A 21,212-nucleotide genomic window follows, 5' to 3' on the forward strand; every position below is an offset into this window, starting at 1 on the left:
GAATATGCTTATCCGCGGTACCACCCAAATTCGGGCAGTTGCCCGCAACTCTCGTCTTTAAAACAAAAAGACACTTTTATTTCAATTTTTCATCCATTAGCAACCAATTTTGACACATTTGTGGACTTCTCAGCACCGCCACTTTCTGTAAAATGTGGGATTCAAAACACCTCTAATGGCTCTATTGTAGCAAGATTTTTTCGGAAATGCAAGGAACAAGAAAGATTACTTGAACTTGATGCCATTTTCCTTCAATTTCTTGATTGTAGCTGGGCCGATTCCTTTCAAGGCAAGGAGTTCTTTTTCAGTCCAGTTTTTAAAATCTGACGCAGACTTGATTCCTTCATCATAGAAAGTTTTGGCACGATCAAGTGGAAGTCCACCCAAGTTTGCTGCAAAATCTTCTACAGAATTGGCTACTTTTTGAGCTTGCTCTTTGGTAGCTTCTACTGCTTGTTCAACTTTTTTAGAAACAGCCTCACCAGCTTCGCTTGCTGACTGCTCAGCACGTTTTACGACTTTCTTTGTCTCTTCTACAACCTTAGTCACAGTACTTGAAAAGGCACCTGCTCGACGGAGGCTATTTCGTAATTGTTTTTTACGATTGAGTTTCTTTGACATGATAAAATCCTTTCAATAAAAAACCCCTGTTCTGACAAGGATTTAATATAAATATTCTATCAAGATTTTAGTAAAAAATCAAGAATCTATCTCATTTAATAATTCCGCTCACCAAACAATCCCTCTGGTAAATCATGGAATCCCTTACCTGCCTTGAAGTTTTCAAACTTACCAAGCAAGAACTGATAAGCATCCAAGCGGCTTTCGTAACGAATCATGGCATCTTTGGCACACTCGTCTTGGTCTTCTTCGTAGACTTTTTGACTTTCCTTGTGCGCCATGTCGTTGATCATGATTTGGGTATTGACCCAAGCTTCAAATTCCTTCATAAATTCTTGTTCGTAACTCATTTTTTCTCCTTATTCTAATCCACGGAAATAGTCCGTGTCAATCTCACGGTAGGACTGGATATCCTGAACGTACTCCAACACACCTTGGAATTCTCCGTTTTCATCGTGCACTGCAGCGTAGGTGATGTGGACAAACTTACCTCGCGACTCAGACTTGAACCACATTTCATACTTGTCTTTGCTTCCCTCACGAAGTCCCTTCATGATGGTCTTTACCTTATCCAAGTACTTAGGTGGATGACAGAGTTCAACATTGCGCCCAACTTGGGAGGGTGTCCGTTTGAAAATCATCTCATCAGCTGGCGTATTATCATTGTAATACTGGAAAATATCATCTTTATTGACAAAGGTAATCTCCATAGGGAGATGATTGAGAATGAGATTAGCCTGCTCGACTGAAAGATAGCCATTCCCAAAAGCCTGTTGACTATGACGGTCCAGCACTGCTTCCTTTTCCTTAGGGGTAAAGGTAATGGTAAACTGCCCTTCTGGCGTATCGATAACTTGTTGAACTTGACCTTCTGCCGTATCTAGCTGTACAGACTCATCTGCAATCTTTTCCTCAACAAAACTCTGGCGTTCTGGCACCCATTTCTCAGACGGACGGATAATGGCATAACCATAGGCATCGCTCTCCTCCGCAATCTGAAGCCAGTCATCCTGAGTGAAGGATTCAAGAAGAATCATGAGGAGGATGGACTCTTCCTTGAAAATCATACTTTCAAACTCTGTCGCAAAGGCTTCAAAATCTTCTTTTACACTACGAATCGGCACTTCTGGTAGTGACTTGGCTGTCGCTAAAGCTGTTTGAAAGAGTTCCCTAATCTGATCATCCACTCCCCACATAACTTTTGGGGGTGAATCGTGTCCATAGCGCTCCATGATAGGAAAGAAGAGTTCTTCTTTACGTTGGTAATGGATGTCAAATTGCCCCACAAGTCCCATCTGACGCACCAAGCCCTTGCGCATCTCCACCAGCATTTCTTCATCTTCCATAGACTCATAGGTATCTAACAATCTCCGAATGCGAATCAAGGCCGCACTGAGGGCTAGATTTTCTTCTTTGAAAATCCGAACTGGGTGACCTGGATGCTCAGTATCCTCTACTTCGACACCCTTAATAGCATTTTTAAAAAGATTGGCATGGACATCACAGAGTTCCATAACATCTTCAAAGGTGACACCTGAGTCTGAGTTCATCAGCTCGTGCTCCATGAGGGAAATCTCTATAGCTGAGACACCCGCAAAGGTCGCATCAAAACGCTCCTGAACCGACTCAGGAGAGGCACCATTGTGCAATTCTAACAAAATATCCCGCAGGACATGAATCCGTTCATCTGCCATTAGTCTAACCCAATCACTTCGTAGCCATTCGCTTCCAGTGTGCGGACAATCTTGGCCATAGGGGTTCCTTCAAGCTTAGAACCCTGTTTGAGCGATACTTTACGACCGACTGTGTTGCGCATCAAGGGATTAGCAAGAGGTTTAAAACCCAACTCCACTAGAATTTCCAAGACTTCTGGATGCTTGTCCACCACTTCTGCAACAGGAATTGAAACATCGATGATATTGTCCATGACGACCTCCATTGAATATTCTAAAATGATTTTACTGCTTTTATTATACCACAAGGAAAGAGATTAAAAAACTAGCAATGGAGTTCCTGCTAGTTGTCTGCGACTTGGATTACGACCTAAATAAGTTTAAAGAGCCAATCCAATATTTTAAATAATAGCTTGTAAAACAGCAATTGGACTGCAAAAGAGATGATCATCCAAAAGAATTTCACAATCCCAAAAATTGGTTTGATAAAAAGAATAGCAAGAAGTCCCCAGAAAAATTTCATTTTTTATCCTCTGGCTTAATGAGCCACCGAGCCGTATCCATTAGCTTGTCAGCAATAAAAAGTTTTCCCAGACCAACAACAACATGGTCATCTTTCTTTATCGTTTTTATCACTTTTACACCTTGCATGGTCAAAAAGTAATTTCCGTAAGTTTTAGCTAGAATTTTTATGAGTCCCATATTACTCACCTTCGATGATTTCAGCTTCTTTTCGGATAGTATCAATATCTAGTTGATACTGCCCTTCATTATAATTAACTAATTTGGATAATTCCTTTTGCAGTCTTTCCCCCATCGGCTTCATGGTCGCAAAGGTTAAGCCACCAGAAAGGACACCTCCTAAAATAGGAATCACTTTTCCCATTCCCTTAGCCAAGCCTCCCTTTGTCAAGCTGACTCCAAAAATTTTCAAAACTTTTTCCAGAATAGGATACCAAAGTGTCTTTGTCAAAGCTTTCTGCGGAATCGTCTTCATCGCATGCTTGGCAACTGTCACACCTCCAGAGCGAAGTAAAGCCCCTGCTCCATTTACCCCTAGCATGACACCGAGATAAAGCAAGAGTGTATTTTGAGCATCCTCGCTCAATTCATCACGGGATTCCCAAAGATCATCAAATCCATAAATATAGCCTAGTTCTTGGGCCAACTTTAATGAAAAAGCGTAAAACTGAACTACATCTGTTGGAATAGTGATTGCCATGGCAATACCACCAGGTAAACCTGCCAAAATCGAAGTCCCGCTTGCTCGTAGAACATTGTCCTTAATACAGGTCTTAGCAACTCGATCCAAGCTTTCCTTTGTTAACAAAGAGGTCGGACCTTTTTCCAATAATGTAGCAATATCCTTTCGATCTAACTCTTTAGAAAATTTGTCAACTAAAAATTTTTCTCGATCAACTTTGACCATGGGTAATTTCACCACTTGTTGTAGCACTTGCATCGCTAACTCTTGTTTGCCCATCTCTATCTCCATTCATCATTCGTATTAAACTTTATCATATCATACTATGAGGTATTTACAAATTTTTTAAACTGTCTTTTGCAAATACAGCTATTAATAGCTAGAAGAGTTCAAGCACCAAAAAAGAGGGTTGCCCCTCTTCTTTAGTTCTTATCCAGATTGCGTAGCATCTCGTCAATCTTGTTTCCATATTCGATGGATTCGTCTTTGACGAAGGTCAAATCTGGGATTTTGTACAATTTCAAATTGCGACCAAGTTCACGTTTGATGGTACCAGTTGCTTTTTCAAGCCCGATTTGGGCTTTTTGATTATCCGAAGCAAGGTTACTCAAAATGGTGTAGTAAACCTTGGCAACAGACAAGTCACCTAGCATCTGAACATCTGTGATGGTCACACCTTGGACACGCGGATCACGGACTTTCTTTTGCAAAATCTCATTAACTTCACGCTTGATTTCCATGCCCACACGATCCGTACGGAAATGATTTGCCATGATATTCCTTTCTCTACTTTGAACCAAAAGCTAAGCCAGCAGACCTAGCTATTTCTATTAGATAGAGGAACTAGAGCCATTTGAATCTAGGAAACAAGCCTTAGATAGAACTGAAGTTCATCAAGGCGCTATTGACGACGAGTCAAATGAGCTATCGTTTCTCTATTATCGTTTGATTTCTTCCATAACATAAGCCTCAATCACATCATCCATCTTGATATCATTGTAGCCATCAATCATGAGACCACCTTCACGGCCGTTTGTAACTTCTTTAACGTCGTCTTTGTAGTGTTTCAAGCTTGCGAGTTCACCATCGTAAATAACGACACCGTCACGAATAACACGGACTTTAGAGTCACGGGTAACCTTACCGTTGATGACCATGAATCCACCAATAGTTCCCACTTTAGACACCTTGAAGGTTTCACGAATAACTGCTTCACCAATAATTTTTTCTTCGAATTCTGGATCAAGCATCCCTTTCATGGCTTCTTCCATCTCTTCGATAACCTTGTAGATAATGCTGTGGAGACGGATTTCCACATCGTCAGCTTCAGCTTGTTGACGAGCTTGTGGTGTAGGGCGTACGTTGAAACCAACGATAAAGGCATTTGAAGCTTCGGCAAGAGTCACGTCAGATTCGTTGATGGCACCGACCGCTGAGTGAACAATGGTAACTTTAACACCTTCTACATCGATTTTCTGAAGTGAGGCAGAAAGTGCTTCAACAGAACCTTGTACGTCGGCCTTGATGATAACGTTAACTGATTTGAGTTCACCAGCTTTAAGCGTATCAAAGAGGTTTTCAAGGCTGACACGTTGGGTAGCTTGACGTTGTTTCATGAGGGCACGTTTGGCACGCTCTTCACCTGCTGCACGCGCAGATTTTTCATCTTCGTATACAGCAAAGTGGTCACCCGCCATCGGTGCTTCGTTCAAACCTGTGATTGAAACTGGTGTTGATGGTCCCGCAACCTTAACACGACGACCAAGGTCGTTGGTCATAGCACGGACACGACCGAAGGTATTTCCGACAACGATTGGGTCTTGAACATTCAAGGTACCTTGTTGAACAAGAAGGGTTGCGACCGCACCTTTTCCTTTATCCAAGCGCGCTTCGATGACTGTACCGATTGCACGAACTGTTGGGTCTGCCTTGAGTTCTTGGATTTCAGCCACAAGAAGGACTGTTTCCAACAATTCTTCGATGTTTTGGTTAAATTTAGCTGAGATTTCAACAAATTCAGAATCTCCACCCCAAGCAGTTGACATAACCCCATGCTCTGCCAATTCGCCGATAACGCGTTCTGGGTTAGCACCTGGTTTATCAATCTTGTTAATGGCTACGATGATTGGAACATTGGCTGCTTTTGAGTGGTTGATGGCTTCGATTGTCTGAGGCATAACCCCGTCATCTGCCGCTACGACCAGGATAGTAATATCGGTAACAGAAGCACCACGCGCACGCATCGATGTAAAGGCCGCGTGTCCAGGTGTATCAAGGAAGGTAATCTTCTTGCCATTTTCAACGATTTGGTAGGCACCGATATGTTGCGTGATACCACCCGCTTCACCTGTCGCAACACGAGAATTACGAAGAGTATCTAGAAGTGTTGTTTTACCGTGGTCAACGTGTCCCATGATAGTTACAACTGGTGGACGCTCTACCAATTCATCTTCATTGAGATAACCATCTTCGACAAAGAAACGTTCGATGTCGGCATTATCCACTTCAACCTTTTGTTTGGCTTCGATACCATAATCCACCATGAGGAGTTCGATGGTTTCTCCATCCAAGGATTGGTTTTGTGTGGCCATAACACCCATCATGAAAAGTTTCTTAACGATTTCAGCTGGTTCACGTTTGATACGTTTTGCGATTTCCGCAACGGTCATACCATCTGTATATTCAAATTCTGTTGGCAATTCATGGAATTTACGCTCTGTAACAGGTTTTGGAGTCTGATTACGGTTGTTCTTGTTATTGCCTTTTTTGTTCTTTTTGTTGTTATTCCAGTTACTATTCTTTTGATTTCTCACTTGATTTTGACTACTTCGATTCTTTTGTTGTTTTCTAGGACCATCTTCTTCGTGATCATAATCGTCACGATTTTTGTCTGGTCGAGCTTGTTTTTTACGACGTGTATCCACTGCAGGTTCTTTTTTCTCAGGGACGACTTCAACCACTGCTTGAACTTGCTGTGCTTGTTGTGCTTGCTGCGCTTGTTCAGCTAGCTTAGCCGCTTCTTCAAAGATTTCCTCTGGTTCCTTGCGTTTGTTAGCTTGAGCCAAGGCTTCTTTAGCAGCCTGATACTGCTTGAAGCGTTCCTCACTTGAACGTGCATATTCAGCATTTTGTTCTGCTTTTAGGGCTGCTGCACGGGCTTTAAAGTCAATACGTGGAGCTACTTGATTTGGACGTTTATCCTCTTGTTGACGGCGCTCATTGCCACGATTTTGCTGACCTTGCTGTTTCTTAGCTTGGTCATTAAAACGACGATTGTCGCGGTTGCCTTGACCTTGTTTTCCACCATTACGGTTATCATTCTTTTGATGATTTCCCTTTTGTTGGTCACGGTTATTGCCCTTATTTTGCTTGCGTCGTTCTGCCTGTTCTTTGGCACGAGCTTCACGCTCAGCCTTGAAATTACGACTTTGCGGTTTAGCTGCTACTTTTTCTGTTTTAGGAGCGATTAGCTCAGCAGGTTTTGCCTCTTCCTTGGCTACAGCTAGTTTAGCTGGCTCAGATTTTTCGGCTTTCTTTTCTGCACTTGCTTTTGGTGCAGCAGGTTTTGCTTCTACTTTCGGAGCAGCTGCAGGCTTAAAGCTGGCAGCGATTTTTGCAGCGACAGCTTCTTCCACACTTGATGAGTGGCTTTTCACATCCAAGCCCAACTCTTTTGCACGCGCTACAACTTCTTTACTTTCTTTTCCAAGCTCTTTTGCGATTTCGTACAATCTTTTCTTAGACAAATCATGTCCTCCTCTTCTATTCCATAAGAGACCTCATTTTCTTTGTAAATCCAGCATCTGTCACAGCCAAAACCTTTCTCGATTTCCCGACTGCTATGCTTAATTCCAGTGTTGAAAACACGGTTACAATTTCTACTTGATAATAATGACTTTTATCTTGAATCTTCTTGGTTAGATTGGGTCCAGCATCATGGGCTAGAAAGACCAACTTGGCCTTTCCGTCTTGAATGGCCTTGACCACCAATTCTTCACCCGATATAATCCGCCCTGCTCTCTGAGCCAGTCCCAAGAGATTGCTTATCTTTTGCTTATTCAAGTCCTAACTCTCTTCTTTTCACTTTGTGATCCACATAAGCGATCAACTCGTCATAAAAGCTTTCATCCACTTCCATGCTAAAGCTGCGGTTAAAGACCTTCTTCTTTTTCGCCTCTAAGGCTTCTGCATTGTCTAGCTTGATATAAGCGCCGCGGCCATTGGCCTTGCCTGTCGGATCTATAAAGACTTGTCCTTCCTTGTTTTTGACAATGCGGAGCAAATCACGCTTATCAATCACTTCGTTAGACACGACAGACTTGCGCAAAGGGATTTTTCTTGTTTTCATCTTTCCCTCCTCTAGCAGCTTTTATTCTTCTACAGTATCGTTTTCTGCTTCCAAATCTACCGAACCAGCTTCTTCCATGGCTTCAAATTCGCTAGCAGACTTGATATCAATACGGTAACCAGTCAAGTGAGCTGCCAAGCGCACGTTTTGTCCACGACGACCAATGGCAAGAGAAAGCTTGTTATCTGGTACAACCACCAAGGCACGTTTGCTGTCGTTTTCATCAAATATAACTTGGTCAACTTCAGCAGGAGCGATAGCATTGTAGATAAATTCAGCTGGATCAGCTACCCATTCGATAACGTCGATATTTTCTTCGATTGGTACCATACGGTCGCTCTTAGCATCGTAGCGAGCTGGGTGGAATTTGCTGGTAATCTTCTTGATATTAGCACCACCACGTCCAACGATTGTACCGATAGCGTCCACATTTGGATTATGACTGCGAACGGCAACCTTCGTACGGTCACCAGCTTCACGAGCCACGCTCATAATTTCAACAGTTCCATCATAAACTTCTGGAATTTCTTGCTCCATCAAACGTTTGATCATTTCTGGATGGCTACGGCTAACAAAGACGTTGACACCACGAGGGTTGTCTTCAACTTTATAAACATATACTTCGATACGATCATGAGAAGCAAAAACTTCTCCAGGAATTTGGTCTTGTTTTGACAATTGGGCTTCAATGCTGCCAAGGTTGACATAGATGAAGCGGTTGTCAAAGCGTTCTACTGTACCAGACATGATTTCTTGTTCATGCTCTTTGTAAGTGTTATAGGTAATGGCACGTGTTTGCTTGCGCATTTTTTCCATGATGGTTTGTTTGGCAGATTGGGCTGCTACACGACCAAACTCAGCAGGTGCTTCTTCAAACTTGATTTTATCCCCAAGCTCATAGGCTGAATTAATGGCAAGAGCATCTTTTAAGCTGATTTCCAAACGGCTATCAAATACTTCATCAACCACTTCACGGACAGTATAGACTGTAAAGTCACCTGTTTTCTCGTTAAAGTCAATAGCTACACTGTCCGACTGACCATAGCGTCTGCGATAAGCGGAACGAAGCGACTCTACTACTGCGTCGATGATATCTTCTTTTTTGATTCCCTTGTCTTCTTCCAAAATGCGGAAGGCCTCTAGCATTTCTTTACTCATGTTTTCTTCACTTTTGAATCCTCAAAAGCTATCCTTTCTTTTTCTATAATTTAACTGCTAAACGTGCTTTTGATACTAAACTGTATGGAATTTGGACGGTTTTCTTACGCGTCTTGTCCATATATTCCATAGTCAACTCGTCCTCTTCGAAGGCCAACAAGGTTCCTTCAAAGACCTTTTGCTTATCGATGGCTTGGTAGAGCCCGACATGGATGTATTTCCCAACCGCTCCAGCGACGGCATCCTTGGTTTTCAAAGGACGTTCCAAGCCCGGACTGGTGATTTCTAGGAAATATTGTTCTGGGAAGGGATCTGGCTTGATGGTGTCTAGGACAGGACTGATAATTTCTGTCAAGTCTGCTGTGTCGTTCAAGGTAATTCCTTCAGGTTTATCTACAAAAATACTGAGAATCATGTCACTGCCAATCTTTCCATACTCGATATCCACGAGTTCGAAAGGCGCTTGTATGACAGGTTCTACAACTTCTCTGACTAATTCTACGATTGTTGCGATTGCGTCCACCTCCTCATAAGCAAGAGGCGAAGATATTTCCCCGCCTCTCTTTCTCATATTCTTACTATAAGTATAACACGTTTGCCAACTTATGTAAAGCAAAAGCACTTATACAGCCTGATTTTAGGCTATTTCTTAAAATTCTGCCTCAACTCGATAGATAACTTGCCCCTTGTTGGAGAATTTTTGCTCGTATTCTGTCATGACATTGCCTTCAAAATCACTGGCATGTAAATCAAGCCAGACACCATTGAGCTTCATGCCATACTGAGAAAAGCTCACTAGGCTGTACTCAAACAAGCCACGGTTATCCGTCTTGAAATGAATTTCTCCATTTTCAGGCAAGATACGCTTGAAGGTATCCAAGAAGGTCTTGTAGGTCAAACGACGCTTTTCATGACGCTTTTTAGGCCAAGGATCTGAAAAGTTCAGATACAAGCGATCAATCTCACCGTCTTCAAAGTAGTCAGTCAAGTCAGAACCATCTACCCACAAGAGCTTGATGTTAGGCACTCCAACTTCAAGCACCTTGTCCAAAGCGTAGCTCAAAACAGACTTTTGAATATCAATCCCGATATAGTTGATGTCAGGATTTTGCTTGGCCATACCTGAAACAAAGGCACCCTTTCCACTTCCAACTTCCACATGAATGGGATTATCATTACCAAACAAGTCCCGCCATTTCCCCTTGGCTTCCAAGGGATTGAGGACCACATACTGAGGATTTGCCTCTAGTAATTCTGTCGCCCCTTTACGATTTCTAACTCTCATCTTCTCTTTCCATACTTGTCTCGGAAGTGACGCAAGCCATGAATCTCCCGATTGACATTTTCTAAATCTTGGTTCATATAATACTTGGAAATCTGGCTCAAGTAAGACAATTGACCGTACCAATACAATTTAGTTAATACCGTTTGATTGTACTTATAACCGTAGTAGGTCAACCATTCCTTCCACTGATGTTCTGGAATATAATGGCAGAGCATGTGAGCTACATCAAACATGCGGTCGGTCAAGCGAACCGAATCCCAATCTACCAAATAAATCAAGCCACTATCTGTCTCAATCCAATTACTATGTCGTACATCTCCATGGACAATGGTCGCATAGTCCTCTCTAAATCCTGGAATAGTCTGACGTAAATCAGCCATCACTTCACTGATAAAATGATTTTTACGCAAAGCATCTGGAGCCGTTTCTTGCCAAGACTGCAGTAAATCTACAGGTGTTTCCATGGCATACCCCAAACGACTCAACTGTGTCATCAACGGACGTGAGCGATGAAGACGGGTTAAAATATTGACGATTTGTTTACGATTCATATCATAGGGGGTCAATATCTTGCCTGTCAACCATTCTTGAGCACACATATCACGCCCATCTGCCAAACGACGACTCCATAATAATTGTGGAGCAATTTGTTCTCTAGCTAGACCAGGTAGGATTGGAGAGGTGTTCATTTTTACAAAGATACGCTTCCCATCAGGATAGCTACCCATATAAGCCTTGCCACTTTTCCCAGGTATGGGAGTTAGTGTTAGCCCATTATCACCCAAATCCATTTCTTTCCTCCGTATAAAGTTTCCTTACTATTCTACTAGTTTTTGGCCTATTCGTCAACCGCTCCACGCCCGATTCTCAAAGAAAAGCCTCTGGGGTGGTTGGGGGTATCATTATAGAAAGAAAAAGGTAAGCACAATCTCCTACTTACCTTTTCATAATTTTTATAAATAATATAAGAGTGGCCAACTGTTGTAAAACATGTGGACTAGAGTAGAAACCCATAAGTTTTGGCTCTTTTTATAAGCAAATCCCAGCAACAAACCCCCAAGTAGATAAAAAATAAACGAAGGTACATTAGAAGGGCCATGCATGAACGAAAAGAGTGAGGAAGTCAGTACAAGCCCTAACCAAGAATTGTCAAAAACGGCACCTTGAAGAAGCCCTCTGAAAATGAGTTCCTCCTGGATTGGTCCAAAAACTGAGGTAGTCAAAATCAAAGACAGGGAAATTCCTCTGCTGACTTCCGCCAAGTGTTGAACTCCTGCGCCAGAAGAAACAGCGAAGAAATGAATATAAACCAGCGTCTCAAGCAGACTTAGAAGAAAGATTGCAATGAAAAGCAAAAGTTGTTTCTTACTTAACATCCCAAAAGAAATCATTTCAAACTTTCTAGCATAAGCAACACTCATCGAGGTTACAAGAAAACTTACAATAATCAATGCAGATTCATTTTGAAAAAAATCCCCATGGTTAATCGTATAAGGCACTGTAATGACGATTAGTAGTATTAAAAATCCAAAACACAAGGCATGAAATTTATCAAACAACTCCATCAAATTATCCTCCTCAAAAAACAGACTTCCCTACAAGTCATCCTTGAGCTCTAGTCTTTCCAAAACAAACCATTTTATACTCTTCAAACCACGTCAACGTCGCCTTGCCGTAGGTATGGTTACTGACTTCGTCAGTTCTATCCACAACCTCAAAACACTGTTTTGAGCAAAGTTTCCTAGTTTGCTCTTTAATTTTCATTGAGTTTAAGTTAAAAGTGGCAAACTGTTGTAAAACATATGTACTAGAGTAGAAACCCACAAATTTTGGCTCTTTTTATAGGCAAAGCCCAGCAACAAGCCCCCGAAAAGATAATAGCAAAACGAAGGAATATCATAAGGTTCATGCATGAAAGAAAAGAGAGAGGAAGTCAGTACAAGCCCCAGCCAAGAATTATCAAAAACTGCACCTTGAAGAAGCCCTCTAAACAGGAGTTCCTCCTGGATAGGTGCCAAAACTGTAGCACTAACAATAAAAGAAAGCGAAAGTCCTTTACTAGCTTCCTCAAGGTGTTGATCCGAAGCACCAGAAACAACTGAGAAAAAAGCATGATAGCTAATACTTACCAGCACAGTGAGAAGAAAAATTCCAATGAAGAGCAAGAGTTGTTTCCTGCTTAAAATCCCCAAAGAAATCATATCAAACCATTTCGCATAGCCAAAACTAAGGAAAAGCAAGAGACTCTTTACAACAATGAATGTGTACTGGTGTTGAAAATAATCCCCTTGATTAATGGAATAACCCGCTGCACCAACGATTGCAAATACTAAAAATCCCAAAAACAAGGCATGGCACTTATTAAAAATTCTCATAAAACTAGCCTCCCCACCAAACAGACTCCCTACACGTCATTCTTTAGTTCTAGCCTTTCCAAAACAAACCATTTGAGTAACCAAAATCCGACCACATAGCCAGCCCCTAAGAATATAGCCATTAAAGCTAGCAGGGAATTTAGGGAATTAAAGACCACCGCAGATACAAAGGTTAGCACAAAAACATTAAAGGCAATGGTGTCAGAAGCCAAGACCAGAATATAGGGCGTCAACCGGTCTAAAGTTTTGGAATCTAGGAAAAATAAGTGTTTATACATGATGACCTCCTCTTATCAGACTATAGACTAGCCGCAAGTTCTTCCCTACTTTTTATAATACTTCAAGCCCCAAATGAGTAGAAGCATAATAATCAAGCAGAGAATAGCACCAATGTAGGCAATCAATTGCTGATAGAATTCTCCTGCTGTGATACCTCTATACAAACAAATAATAGACATAAAGCCTGTCAAACCGATATACATGAGTTGATTGGTTCTAGGACTAACCAAATCATCATCTTCAAATTCTCTTATCCTCATTTCCCTAGTGAAGTAAACAGTGACCAAAATAGAAGCCAAGTTAATAACCACTAAAAGAAATTGGAAAATTAAGGAAAAATTTAAAAACTGACGAGATAGAAATAGATAAGTGGAGACAAGCAAGGGCAACTGACCTAGGAACAATCTCGCAAGAAAGATGTTCCGTTTTTTAGCAAGAAAAGTTTTCATTTCTTTGCTCCTTTCTTTTTCATTAAAGCAAAATAGATCACAACCGCAATCATATAGGCTATGGTATAAAATAGATGATACCAAGTACTCTCCCTAAGCGGATATAGAAAGATGGACATGATCAGATACAAGATAAAAATGACAAGTATTTTTTTCTTCATAAGATTTCCTCCTAAATGTTTGTTGAGCTAGAACCTTTATACTGCTAGTATAGCACTCATTTTATCCTTGGAACACTCAAATCATAAATGGTCATCAAAACATCTTGAATTGTAAAAAATTTAAAAAAGCAAGCATGAAAAACATACTTGCCCTTTACACCGTATTGATACCAACTTAATTTGTAGATTTTTTATCCTGCTATCACATATCATTTTGACAGGCGAAACAATATTAAAGAAACTCCACTGTAGATTAAACTAACAATAAAAAATCTTTTTATCTAATTAGATCTATCTTTATTCTTCTTTGGAGATTTTAAAAATTTTTCCCTAATTAAAGAAGTAATAAAAGAAACAAACATGCCAACAACAAAAACAATAAGAAAACTTTTGAAATCCATAATTACCTCCAAGTACAGTTCCTCTACTTACAGGCTCAAGCCTTTAAGCAAGCATAATAGCCAATGGTAACATTGTTTTTATATTCACGAGGAATACCTCTTTTTACTTTCGTCCTATTACAACCTTAATAAGGTTAGTATACTACTATTTTTTAAAATTTTCCATCCAAATCACAAATGGTCATCAAAACATCTTGAATTGTTAAAAAATTTAAAAAGCAAGCGTGAAAAACATACTTGCCCTATGGGAATTTAACAATGTGAAAATACATCGAAAGCTATTCAGCCTTACTTCCGTCTGTTCTCATATATTCTCATGATTGCAACAAGAATAGCAGCTGTCCCACTTGCCAAAGCGATAAGGGTAATGATAATGTTGAGGATTTCAGGCGTACTCCCTATTCTGTTGATAAGACGGAGTAGGGATATAACTGTCAACTGAATCAGGAGTATTGATTCTACTCTTACCATTGAAGTAAGTCTGTTTTCAACCGCATATAAAAAGGCTGGCAGCAAAACACAGGCTATAGCAATCACAAACAGATTACTCCCCGTTTCTTCTCCCTTATTCACCACGGAAATCATGAGGAGATTCGATGCTATGATCAACGTAGAACAGATGATAAAATAGGATTTCTTATTCATTTATGATACCTCGCATACTATAGTATTTTAATTGATGACTTTAGGCAGTACTTCTTTCCACAAATCTTCTAATCATCAACTGACATCGAGTGAATCGTTAAAACCTGACGAAAGATTTGATTTTGACAGGTGGTATTTAGACTGATATTAGGATGGCTTTCCACAATTTTCATGACGGTATAGAGACCAACTCCTCTCTCCTCCCCTTTAGAACTGGCTCCAAAGGAGAAGATTTCAGAAATATCTATACCCTCTTCTTTGATGGAGTTTTCGATGATAAAGGTCTCCTGTGCTCCATTTTTTAAAAAGGCGATTGAAACATGAGGTTGACTAGCCTCTGCACTAGCTTCAATAGCGTTGTCACAAAGGATAGACACAATGGTTAGAAAATCAAGTAGGCTCATCCCCTCAACCTGAATCTCCTCAGGAACTTCGACATTAAAGACAATGTTCTTATCTCTGGCTTTTAGAAATTTCCCTGCTAGAAGACTTTTGAGGGCACGGTCCCGAATATTCACCAATCTGCCAAGGTCATATTTGTTGTCCTGCAATTTCTGACTAGAATCCTTTAAGACCGAGTCGTAGACCTCTTTTATCTGCTCCATATCCTCCTCTTCAATGCCCAGACGTAAGCTGGTTAAGAGGTTGGTGTAGTCATGGCGAAAACTCCGCACTTCCTTGTAAAGTTCCTCTATATGCCGACTATAGCGTTCCATATCTCTGTAGCGCAAGACCTGCTCTTGGTCCAGTCTCTCATGAAGTTTGTCCTTCAAATAGGTATCCAATTTCTTGATCATCCCCATAAAAAAGAGCAGGTAAAACACTAGAATCAGATGGCGAACAGTCGTTGATTGAATACCTTGTTCATATTCAAAGAAAGACAGACTTTGCATCACTAGATAGTAGCCCCCCATTATCCAGTTAATCGTAGTCAGGGACTTTTGAAAACCTTTATCGAGAATTTCCTTTCTCAAGTTAGTGAAATCATAGTCCAACCATTTCAAAAAGACTAAAACTATGAAGCAAACGAATATCATCATCAATAAAAAGATAGGATTGCTATCTTTATCTACAATTTCTTGTCCCAAAAATGGAAGCACAAAATAGGAGACCCCTCTATAAAAGAGATTCACCAATATCATTGGAAAGAGACCATAAAAGAAGAGAAGTTTTTTAGGAAGCCCTCTTAACAGTAAGAAAGACAAGCCTATACCGTACAAGGGTTCCATAAAATAAAATAGGAAACTATCTCCTACCATATAGCCAATCATTAAAAAAACAAAGGCCAACAGTATCTTAAAAAGAAAGGCTTTAAAAATCCTCTCAAAAGTGAGACCAATTCCATCCACCTTAAAGAAAATGACAATTTCTAGTCCATGAGTAATAAGTGTATACAATAATATCCAAGCAATATTCATAAACTCTCCTAGCTCAATGCAAGTTATTGATAGCTTCAGACACTTCCCTGACCTTATAACGCGCTATCATACAGCTTCCACCATTGGGAAAGTAAAGAAGTTTTTCTTTCTTATCCAAACGAACCACATTGGCAGGATTGATGAGAAAAGAGCGATGGCACTGCAAGAGACGGGGTTCCTGCTTGAAAACCTCCTCTAAACTCGCTGTGAATTCCAGTCTGTCTGTCTTGGTATAGAGAATAACACGATGGGCTCTGGGCGACGTTTCGAGATAATAAACCTCTTTAAAAGGATACTGGAATTGGGCAAATTTTGATTTAAAGTAAAAGCAATCTTCCGCCAGACTTTTACTATCTTGACTATTGGCATAGAGGAGGGCTGTCTCAATCCGAGATTCAAACTCCTCTGCCGAAAGGGCCTTATCAATGTAGTCCAAAGCAGACACTTGGTAGCGAAAGGACAAAGGCATAAACTCCGAGTGAGTCGTCACGAAGACAATCAATGCATAAGGATCCCGATCCCGAATCCTTCTAGCCACTTCCAGCCCCTTCATCTCCTCATTTCGAATCTCAATATCCAAAAAGAATAGCTGATGGGCGCCCTTCTCATGCACCTCTGCCAGCAGTTGGTCTGCCTTCCCAAAGACCTCAAAAGAGCTGGGAGTGATATGATGTTCTTTCAAGAGTTTCTCAATCGTCGTTTCAATCCTAGTCTGTTGGGAAAAATCATCCTCTAAAACAAATATTCTCATCTTCTTACTCTCCTTGTTTCGATTTCTTCCTAAAAAGAGAATAGCAAAAATACTATGATACAAGCCCACCAAATCCTAAACAGGCCTTCAACGCTCCTGAAAGGTGTCTTGTTCCTCAAATAAGCATGATAATCTTACCACTATTTTATCATAAAATCTTAACAGTACCATTCAGGAAATTTCAAGAACAATTAAAGATTTGTAGGCAAAAAAGGAGATAAAAGTGATAAACTGACAGTATCAAAATACAATTGCTAGAATCAAGACTAGCACCCAGATTAAAGGAGGAATTTTCATGACAGATGCAGACCCTATCAAAAGAGCTCAGACTTTGATTACTGACCTAAACAAAGCTTACCAAGTATGCAAACAGGCAAGCGCTGACGACGTCCGCTTTCAGGAGCAATTAAACTCTATTCTTGCCTTTCTAGCCAAGGCTGAGACAGTGGATAATCGAGTCTTGATTGAACTGGAAAAATTTTACCAGACTTCCAGTCTTCTCATGGGACTCAGCGCCCTCAATCCAGATGCTCCTACTCGCGCCGCTTGGCGGGCCTATGACCGCTTCCACTTTGACCAAGTCAAGACCAAGTTGAGTCTCTACGGACCAACCATTATCCTGTAGAAAATAAAAGAAGTTGAGACAAACTGAACTCAACTTCTTTTTTAGTGTCATATAGGCAATGTTAGTCCTGCATCTGACGTTTTACCTGATAAGGCAAATACAAGACTAGTAAAACCAAACCAGCTCCTAGTAAGGCTAGAAGGGCTAGTTTTTCTTGGAAGGTAATCAACCCAACAACTAATTCCACTACTAAGACCAAACTGGTCAATCCTCGGACTACCGCCTGCAAGCCTTTTTCCTTTTGCCCCTTGTCCAGCGGAAAGAGTTGGGTCAAATACTGGTAGTCAAAGGCATGATAGAGGGCCAGCAACTGGAAGAGCAGGAGGTAGTTAAAGAGAACCACCACTGCTGTCGCAATCCAAGCTTGCTCGATAAAGACCTGCGCCAGTATGGAGAGCAAGAGCAGACGAAGACTGAGCGCAAAGAGGTCTCCATTTCGCAAATAAGAACGCAGATAGAGATTTTGCCAAATCTTCCCAGGCACCTTCTGAACAGCCTTTAGGATAAAGTCCAGATAGGCACGACGCTTGACGCTGTTTGAAATTCCCTTTACCTGCGTAAAGAGGGCAAAGAAACGAAGCAAGACTTGCTTACGCTTGCTTTCTTGGGAAATGACATAATCCCAGTCCAGTCCAGTTTCAGTAAAAAATTTACTAGCCTTTTGACGAAAGAGGAAATATTTTCCTACCCCCAATAAAAGCACATAGGCCAGAAAAACTGGCAAGCCATAACCCATTGCTAAAAATAAGGGCGCAAATAACAGCAAGAAAAAGGTTTGGACAAAGAGCCAAAAAACTAGGGAAATGCCAGTTTGACGCTTAAGATGGAGCTTGATTTCCTCTTCTCCAACTAAGAGAAAGAGCTTGTCTGGAGCCTCCATATAGGTGGCAATTCCTCCCCAAAGCAAAAGTAAAACAGACGTAATTCCTACAAACAAAAGGATGGGCCAATGATTTTCAGGAAAATCTTGTAAGAGTTGATTGTACTGGTAGGCTAAAAAGCCCAGCAGGACAAGCAGGAACAAGACAAAGTGGTCATTGAGAACATAGCGCAGATAACCAAGACACTCCTTACGAAAAGCCTGCTTTCTCTTTAAAAACAAGTCTTTCATAGCTCCTCCTCTTTGGTCAGAGCCAAGTAAATATCATTCAAACTAGCCTCAGGCATGTCAAAGGCTTCGCGCAGTTGCAGGAGATTTCCCTTAGCACGCACCTCACCCTTGTGGAGAATAACAAAGGCATCACACATCCTCTCCGCCGAATCCAGCACGTGGGTACTCATGAGAATGGACTTACCCTTTTGCTTTTCCACTTCCAAAAGCTGAATCAAGTCTGCAATAGCCAACGGATCAAGACCAAGGAAAGGCTCATCCACGATGAAAAGACTTGGATCCACCACAAAAGCACAGATAATCATGACCTTCTGCTTCATCCCTTTTGAAAAATGAACAGGAAACCAGTCTAATTTCTGGTCCAAACGGAACATTTTTAGCAAAGGCTCCACTCGATCAAAAGCCACTTTTTGCTCAATACCATAAGCCATGGCAACCGTTTCGATATGCTCTCTGAGGGTCAATTCCTCATACAGACTAGGTGTCTCAGGAATGTAGCCAATTTGCTTACGGTAGTTAGTCGCATCTCCTTGCAGGGTCAGACCATTGATATTGATGGAGCCACTATAAGGTGTCAACAGACCGATAATTTCATTAATAGTCGTCGATTTCCCAGCACCATTGAGACCAATCAGACCGACCAGCTGCCCACTTTCAACAGTAAAGGATATATCTTTCAAGACAGGTACATGGACATAGCCACCTGTCAGGTTTTTAATTTCTAACATATTTTCTCCAAATCTGGTATAATGTAGCTATATTATATCAAAATTCAATACAGTAGAGGTAGATTTTATGTCAGATTGCATTTTTTGTAAAATCATCGCAGGGGAAATTCCTGCTTCAAAAGTATATGAAGATGAGCAGGTTCTTGCCTTTCTTGATATCTCTCAAGTGACACCAGGACATACTTTAATCGTTCCTAAACAACACTGTCGCAATCTTTTGGAAATGGACGCTACTAGCGCCAGCCAACTCTTTGCCCAAGTACCAAAAGTCGCTCAAAAAGTCATGAAAGCTACCAAGGCTGCTGGCATGAATATCATTGCCAACTGTGAAGAAATCGCAGGGCAAACCGTCTTTCATACCCACGTTCACCTCGTGCCTCGCTACAGTGCGGACGATGACCTCAAGATTGATTTTATCGCCCACGAACCAGACTTTGACAAACTTGCTCAAGTCGCTGAAACCATCAAAAATGCCTAAGGAGTTGCCATGAAATTATCCAATTTACTGCTATTTGCAGGAGCTGCAGCCGGAAGTTATCTGGTTACAAAAAATCGCCAAACCATCACAGATGAAGTCTTGAATACAACTGACCGCGTTCAAGCTATCAAGGACGATGTGGATATTATCCAAAACAGTCTGCAAATCATTGACCAGCAAAAAGAACTCATCAAGGAATACCAAGAAGACCTCACCTACAAGTTTAAGGTCTTGGAAAAGGATATCCAGACTAGACTAGCTGTGATCAAAGAAACACAGGAAATCGAAGATAAGTAAAAGAGCCCAACGGCTCTTTTTGCTTTATTCTCCTTCAAAGGCATCTTTAATATGGTCAAAGAAGCCTTTTTTCTTTGGATTGACTTTCAAATCACCAGCAGCTGCGAATTCTTTAAGCGCTGCTTTTTGGCGGTCATTCAAGCCTGTCGGTGTTACGACATTAACGGTAACGTATTGGTCACCAACTGCACCGCCACGAAGGCTCGGAGCTCCCTTGCCACGTAGGCGGAATTTCTTACCAGTCTGAGTGCCCTCTGGAATAACCAATTCAACATCACCGTGAACAGTTGGGATATCTACCGTATCACCAAGAGCTGCTTGGACAAAGTTGAGGTTGAGATTGTAGAAGATAGTCGTTCCTTCACGTTCAAACTTGTCGCTAGCTTCCACGGAAACCACCACATACAAGTCACCATAAGGTCCACCGTTAAATCCTGCTTCACCTTGACCAGCTAAGCGAATTTGTTGACCAGTTTCCACACCAGCAGGGATTTTCACATGTACACTATGGGCTTGTTTTTCATGCCCTGTTCCGTGACAAGTTGTGCATGAATCTTTGATTTCTTTTCCGCGACCATGACAGACATCACAGGTTACTTGACGACGCATCATACCAAGCGGAGTTTGTGTATCAACGTTAATGACACCAGCGCCATGACAGCGTCCACAAGTGACTGGACTTGTTCCTGGCTTAGCACCTGAGCCATTACATGTACGACAGCTAGCTTCACGGTTATATTTGACTTCTTTTTCAGCTCCAAAAATAGCTTCTTCAAAGGTCAAGTTCACACGATACTGGAGGTCATCACCTTGACGAGGAGCATTTGGATTGCGCGAAGCACCGCCTCCGCCGAAGAAACTTGAGAAGATATCTTCAAAACCACCGAAGCCTCCTGCCCCATCGAAACCGCCGAAACCACCTGCACCACCAAAGCCACCGTTGGCACCCGCAGCACCATATTGGTCATAGGCCGCCCGTTTTTGGTCGTCACTCAAAGTCTCATAGGCTTCCTGAACTTCCTTGTACTTTTCCTCAGCACCAGGCTCCTTATTGATATCTGGGTGGTATTTTTTGGAAAGCTTACGATAAGCCTTTTTGATTTCGTCTGCCGAAGCGTTTTTTGACACCCCCAGACGATCATAAAATTCAGTATTGTTCATACAAGATACCAAGACCGTAAAATTCGACTGAAAAATAGGAAATC

At 41.3% G+C, this 21,212-nt stretch carries 28 protein-coding genes; 3 read left to right on the forward strand and 25 right to left on the reverse strand.

What is annotated here, in order from left to right; all coding sequences use genetic code 11:
• Window positions 1-225: 225 nt before the first annotated feature.
• From EII37_RS09750 to EII37_RS09865, 22 genes are all read right to left on the reverse strand, one after another.
• Window positions 226-621, reverse strand: a complete 396-nt coding sequence (locus EII37_RS09750; protein WP_124788437.1) for a helix-hairpin-helix domain-containing protein — start codon at window positions 619-621, stop codon at window positions 226-228.
• Between the two features lie 95 nt (window positions 622-716).
• On the reverse strand, window positions 717-971 hold the full coding sequence (locus EII37_RS09755) for a DUF1912 family protein (protein WP_124788438.1): 255 nt from the start codon (window positions 969-971) through the stop codon (window positions 717-719).
• Window positions 972-980: 9 nt separating this feature from the next.
• Window positions 981-2,315 carry a DUF438 domain-containing protein gene (locus tag EII37_RS09760; protein ID WP_124788439.1) on the reverse strand — a complete coding sequence of 445 codons (1,335 nt, stop codon included), beginning with the start codon at window positions 2,313-2,315 and terminating at the stop codon, window positions 981-983.
• Window positions 2,315-2,548, reverse strand: coding sequence for a DUF1858 domain-containing protein (locus EII37_RS09765; RefSeq protein WP_000368738.1), 234 nt, complete (start codon window positions 2,546-2,548; stop codon window positions 2,315-2,317). The genes EII37_RS09760 and EII37_RS09765 overlap by 1 nt, the downstream gene beginning before the upstream one ends.
• Before the next feature lie 265 nt (window positions 2,549-2,813).
• A complete protein-coding gene (locus EII37_RS09770; RefSeq protein WP_124788440.1) occupies window positions 2,814-2,996 on the reverse strand; it encodes a hypothetical protein in 183 nt (60 codons plus the stop codon).
• A 1-nt stretch (window position 2,997) separates the two neighbouring features.
• Window positions 2,998-3,777 carry a hypothetical protein gene (locus tag EII37_RS09775; RefSeq protein WP_124788441.1) on the reverse strand — a complete coding sequence of 260 codons (780 nt, stop codon included), beginning with the start codon at window positions 3,775-3,777 and terminating at the stop codon, window positions 2,998-3,000.
• A 143-nt stretch (window positions 3,778-3,920) separates the two neighbouring features.
• Window positions 3,921-4,271, reverse strand: coding sequence for a 30S ribosome-binding factor RbfA (rbfA, locus tag EII37_RS09780; protein WP_001273601.1), 351 nt, complete (start codon window positions 4,269-4,271; stop codon window positions 3,921-3,923).
• 165 nt (window positions 4,272-4,436) lie between these two features.
• Complete coding sequence (gene infB / locus EII37_RS09785) at window positions 4,437-7,244, reverse strand: translation initiation factor IF-2 (RefSeq protein ID WP_124788442.1); 2,808 nt, start codon at window positions 7,242-7,244, stop codon at window positions 4,437-4,439.
• Between the two features lie 16 nt (window positions 7,245-7,260).
• A complete protein-coding gene (locus EII37_RS09790) occupies window positions 7,261-7,560 on the reverse strand; it encodes a YlxQ-related RNA-binding protein (RefSeq protein WP_001041390.1) in 300 nt (99 codons plus the stop codon).
• Window positions 7,553-7,846: an RNase P modulator RnpM gene (gene rnpM / locus EII37_RS09795; protein ID WP_000857561.1), complete on the reverse strand. Its 294-nt coding sequence runs from the start codon at window positions 7,844-7,846 to the stop codon at window positions 7,553-7,555. Before rnpM ends, EII37_RS09790 begins: the two co-directional genes overlap by 8 nt.
• Before the next feature lie 21 nt (window positions 7,847-7,867).
• Complete coding sequence (nusA, locus tag EII37_RS09800) at window positions 7,868-9,004, reverse strand: transcription termination factor NusA (protein ID WP_000032285.1); 1,137 nt, start codon at window positions 9,002-9,004, stop codon at window positions 7,868-7,870.
• Window positions 9,005-9,047: 43 nt separating this feature from the next.
• Entirely contained in the window at window positions 9,048-9,527 is a 480-nt protein-coding gene (rimP, locus tag EII37_RS09805; protein WP_000338691.1) for a ribosome maturation factor RimP, read from the reverse strand.
• Window positions 9,528-9,653: 126 nt separating this feature from the next.
• The gene (trmB, locus tag EII37_RS09810; protein WP_001266094.1) at window positions 9,654-10,289 is read right to left on the reverse strand and encodes a tRNA (guanosine(46)-N7)-methyltransferase TrmB; all 636 of its coding nucleotides are present in this window, start codon (window positions 10,287-10,289) and stop codon (window positions 9,654-9,656) included.
• Window positions 10,286-11,080, reverse strand: coding sequence for a cell cycle regulator CcrZ (gene ccrZ / locus EII37_RS09815; RefSeq protein WP_124788443.1), 795 nt, complete (start codon window positions 11,078-11,080; stop codon window positions 10,286-10,288). The genes trmB and ccrZ overlap by 4 nt, the downstream gene beginning before the upstream one ends.
• 162 nt (window positions 11,081-11,242) lie before the next feature.
• Entirely contained in the window at window positions 11,243-11,854 is a 612-nt protein-coding gene (locus EII37_RS09825; RefSeq protein WP_124788445.1) for a CPBP family intramembrane glutamic endopeptidase, read from the reverse strand.
• A 204-nt stretch (window positions 11,855-12,058) separates the two neighbouring features.
• Window positions 12,059-12,664: a CPBP family intramembrane glutamic endopeptidase gene (locus EII37_RS09830; RefSeq protein ID WP_124788446.1), complete on the reverse strand. Its 606-nt coding sequence runs from the start codon at window positions 12,662-12,664 to the stop codon at window positions 12,059-12,061.
• Between the two features lie 29 nt (window positions 12,665-12,693).
• A complete protein-coding gene (gene blpZ / locus EII37_RS09835; RefSeq protein WP_000276503.1) occupies window positions 12,694-12,942 on the reverse strand; it encodes an immunity protein BlpZ in 249 nt (82 codons plus the stop codon).
• 45 nt (window positions 12,943-12,987) lie between these two features.
• Window positions 12,988-13,392: an immunity protein gene (locus EII37_RS09840; protein WP_124788447.1), complete on the reverse strand. Its 405-nt coding sequence runs from the start codon at window positions 13,390-13,392 to the stop codon at window positions 12,988-12,990.
• A 442-nt stretch (window positions 13,393-13,834) separates the two neighbouring features.
• A complete protein-coding gene (locus tag EII37_RS11445) occupies window positions 13,835-13,954 on the reverse strand; it encodes a PncF family bacteriocin immunity protein (RefSeq protein WP_004269601.1) in 120 nt (39 codons plus the stop codon).
• 288 nt (window positions 13,955-14,242) lie between these two features.
• A complete protein-coding gene (locus EII37_RS09855) occupies window positions 14,243-14,599 on the reverse strand; it encodes a hypothetical protein (protein WP_124788449.1) in 357 nt (118 codons plus the stop codon).
• A 68-nt stretch (window positions 14,600-14,667) separates the two neighbouring features.
• Entirely contained in the window at window positions 14,668-16,017 is a 1,350-nt protein-coding gene (locus EII37_RS09860; RefSeq protein ID WP_124788450.1) for a sensor histidine kinase, read from the reverse strand.
• 13 nt (window positions 16,018-16,030) lie between these two features.
• On the reverse strand, window positions 16,031-16,768 hold the full coding sequence (locus tag EII37_RS09865; RefSeq protein WP_124788451.1) for a LytTR family DNA-binding domain-containing protein: 738 nt from the start codon (window positions 16,766-16,768) through the stop codon (window positions 16,031-16,033).
• Window positions 16,769-17,063: 295 nt separating this feature from the next.
• Between EII37_RS09865 and EII37_RS09870 the strand changes: the two genes are divergently transcribed.
• The gene (locus tag EII37_RS09870; RefSeq protein ID WP_124788452.1) at window positions 17,064-17,393 is read left to right on the forward strand and encodes a helicase BlpT; all 330 of its coding nucleotides are present in this window, start codon (window positions 17,064-17,066) and stop codon (window positions 17,391-17,393) included.
• Between the two features lie 61 nt (window positions 17,394-17,454).
• On the opposite strand, the gene EII37_RS09875 is transcribed toward EII37_RS09870, so the two are convergent.
• The gene (locus EII37_RS09875) at window positions 17,455-18,504 is read right to left on the reverse strand and encodes an ABC transporter permease (protein ID WP_124788453.1); all 1,050 of its coding nucleotides are present in this window, start codon (window positions 18,502-18,504) and stop codon (window positions 17,455-17,457) included.
• Window positions 18,501-19,232 (reverse strand): ABC transporter ATP-binding protein, encoded by a 732-nt coding sequence (locus EII37_RS09880; RefSeq protein WP_124788454.1) that lies wholly within the window; start codon window positions 19,230-19,232, stop codon window positions 18,501-18,503. Before EII37_RS09880 ends, EII37_RS09875 begins: the two co-directional genes overlap by 4 nt.
• Before the next feature lie 67 nt (window positions 19,233-19,299).
• Between EII37_RS09880 and EII37_RS09885 the strand changes: the two genes are divergently transcribed.
• The gene (locus EII37_RS09885) at window positions 19,300-19,710 is read left to right on the forward strand and encodes an HIT family protein (RefSeq protein ID WP_124788455.1); all 411 of its coding nucleotides are present in this window, start codon (window positions 19,300-19,302) and stop codon (window positions 19,708-19,710) included.
• Between the two features lie 9 nt (window positions 19,711-19,719).
• On the forward strand, window positions 19,720-20,007 hold the full coding sequence (locus tag EII37_RS09890; protein ID WP_000777754.1) for a hypothetical protein: 288 nt from the start codon (window positions 19,720-19,722) through the stop codon (window positions 20,005-20,007).
• Between the two features lie 24 nt (window positions 20,008-20,031).
• Here the strand turns inward: EII37_RS09890 and dnaJ are convergent, their stop codons facing one another.
• A complete protein-coding gene (gene dnaJ, locus EII37_RS09895) occupies window positions 20,032-21,168 on the reverse strand; it encodes a molecular chaperone DnaJ (protein ID WP_124788456.1) in 1,137 nt (378 codons plus the stop codon).
• Between the last annotated feature and the right edge of the window lie 44 nt (window positions 21,169-21,212).

This window comes from Streptococcus sp. OH4692_COT-348 (genome assembly GCF_003859975.1).
In the GTDB taxonomy this organism is placed as follows: Bacteria; Bacillota; Bacilli; order Lactobacillales; family Streptococcaceae; genus Streptococcus.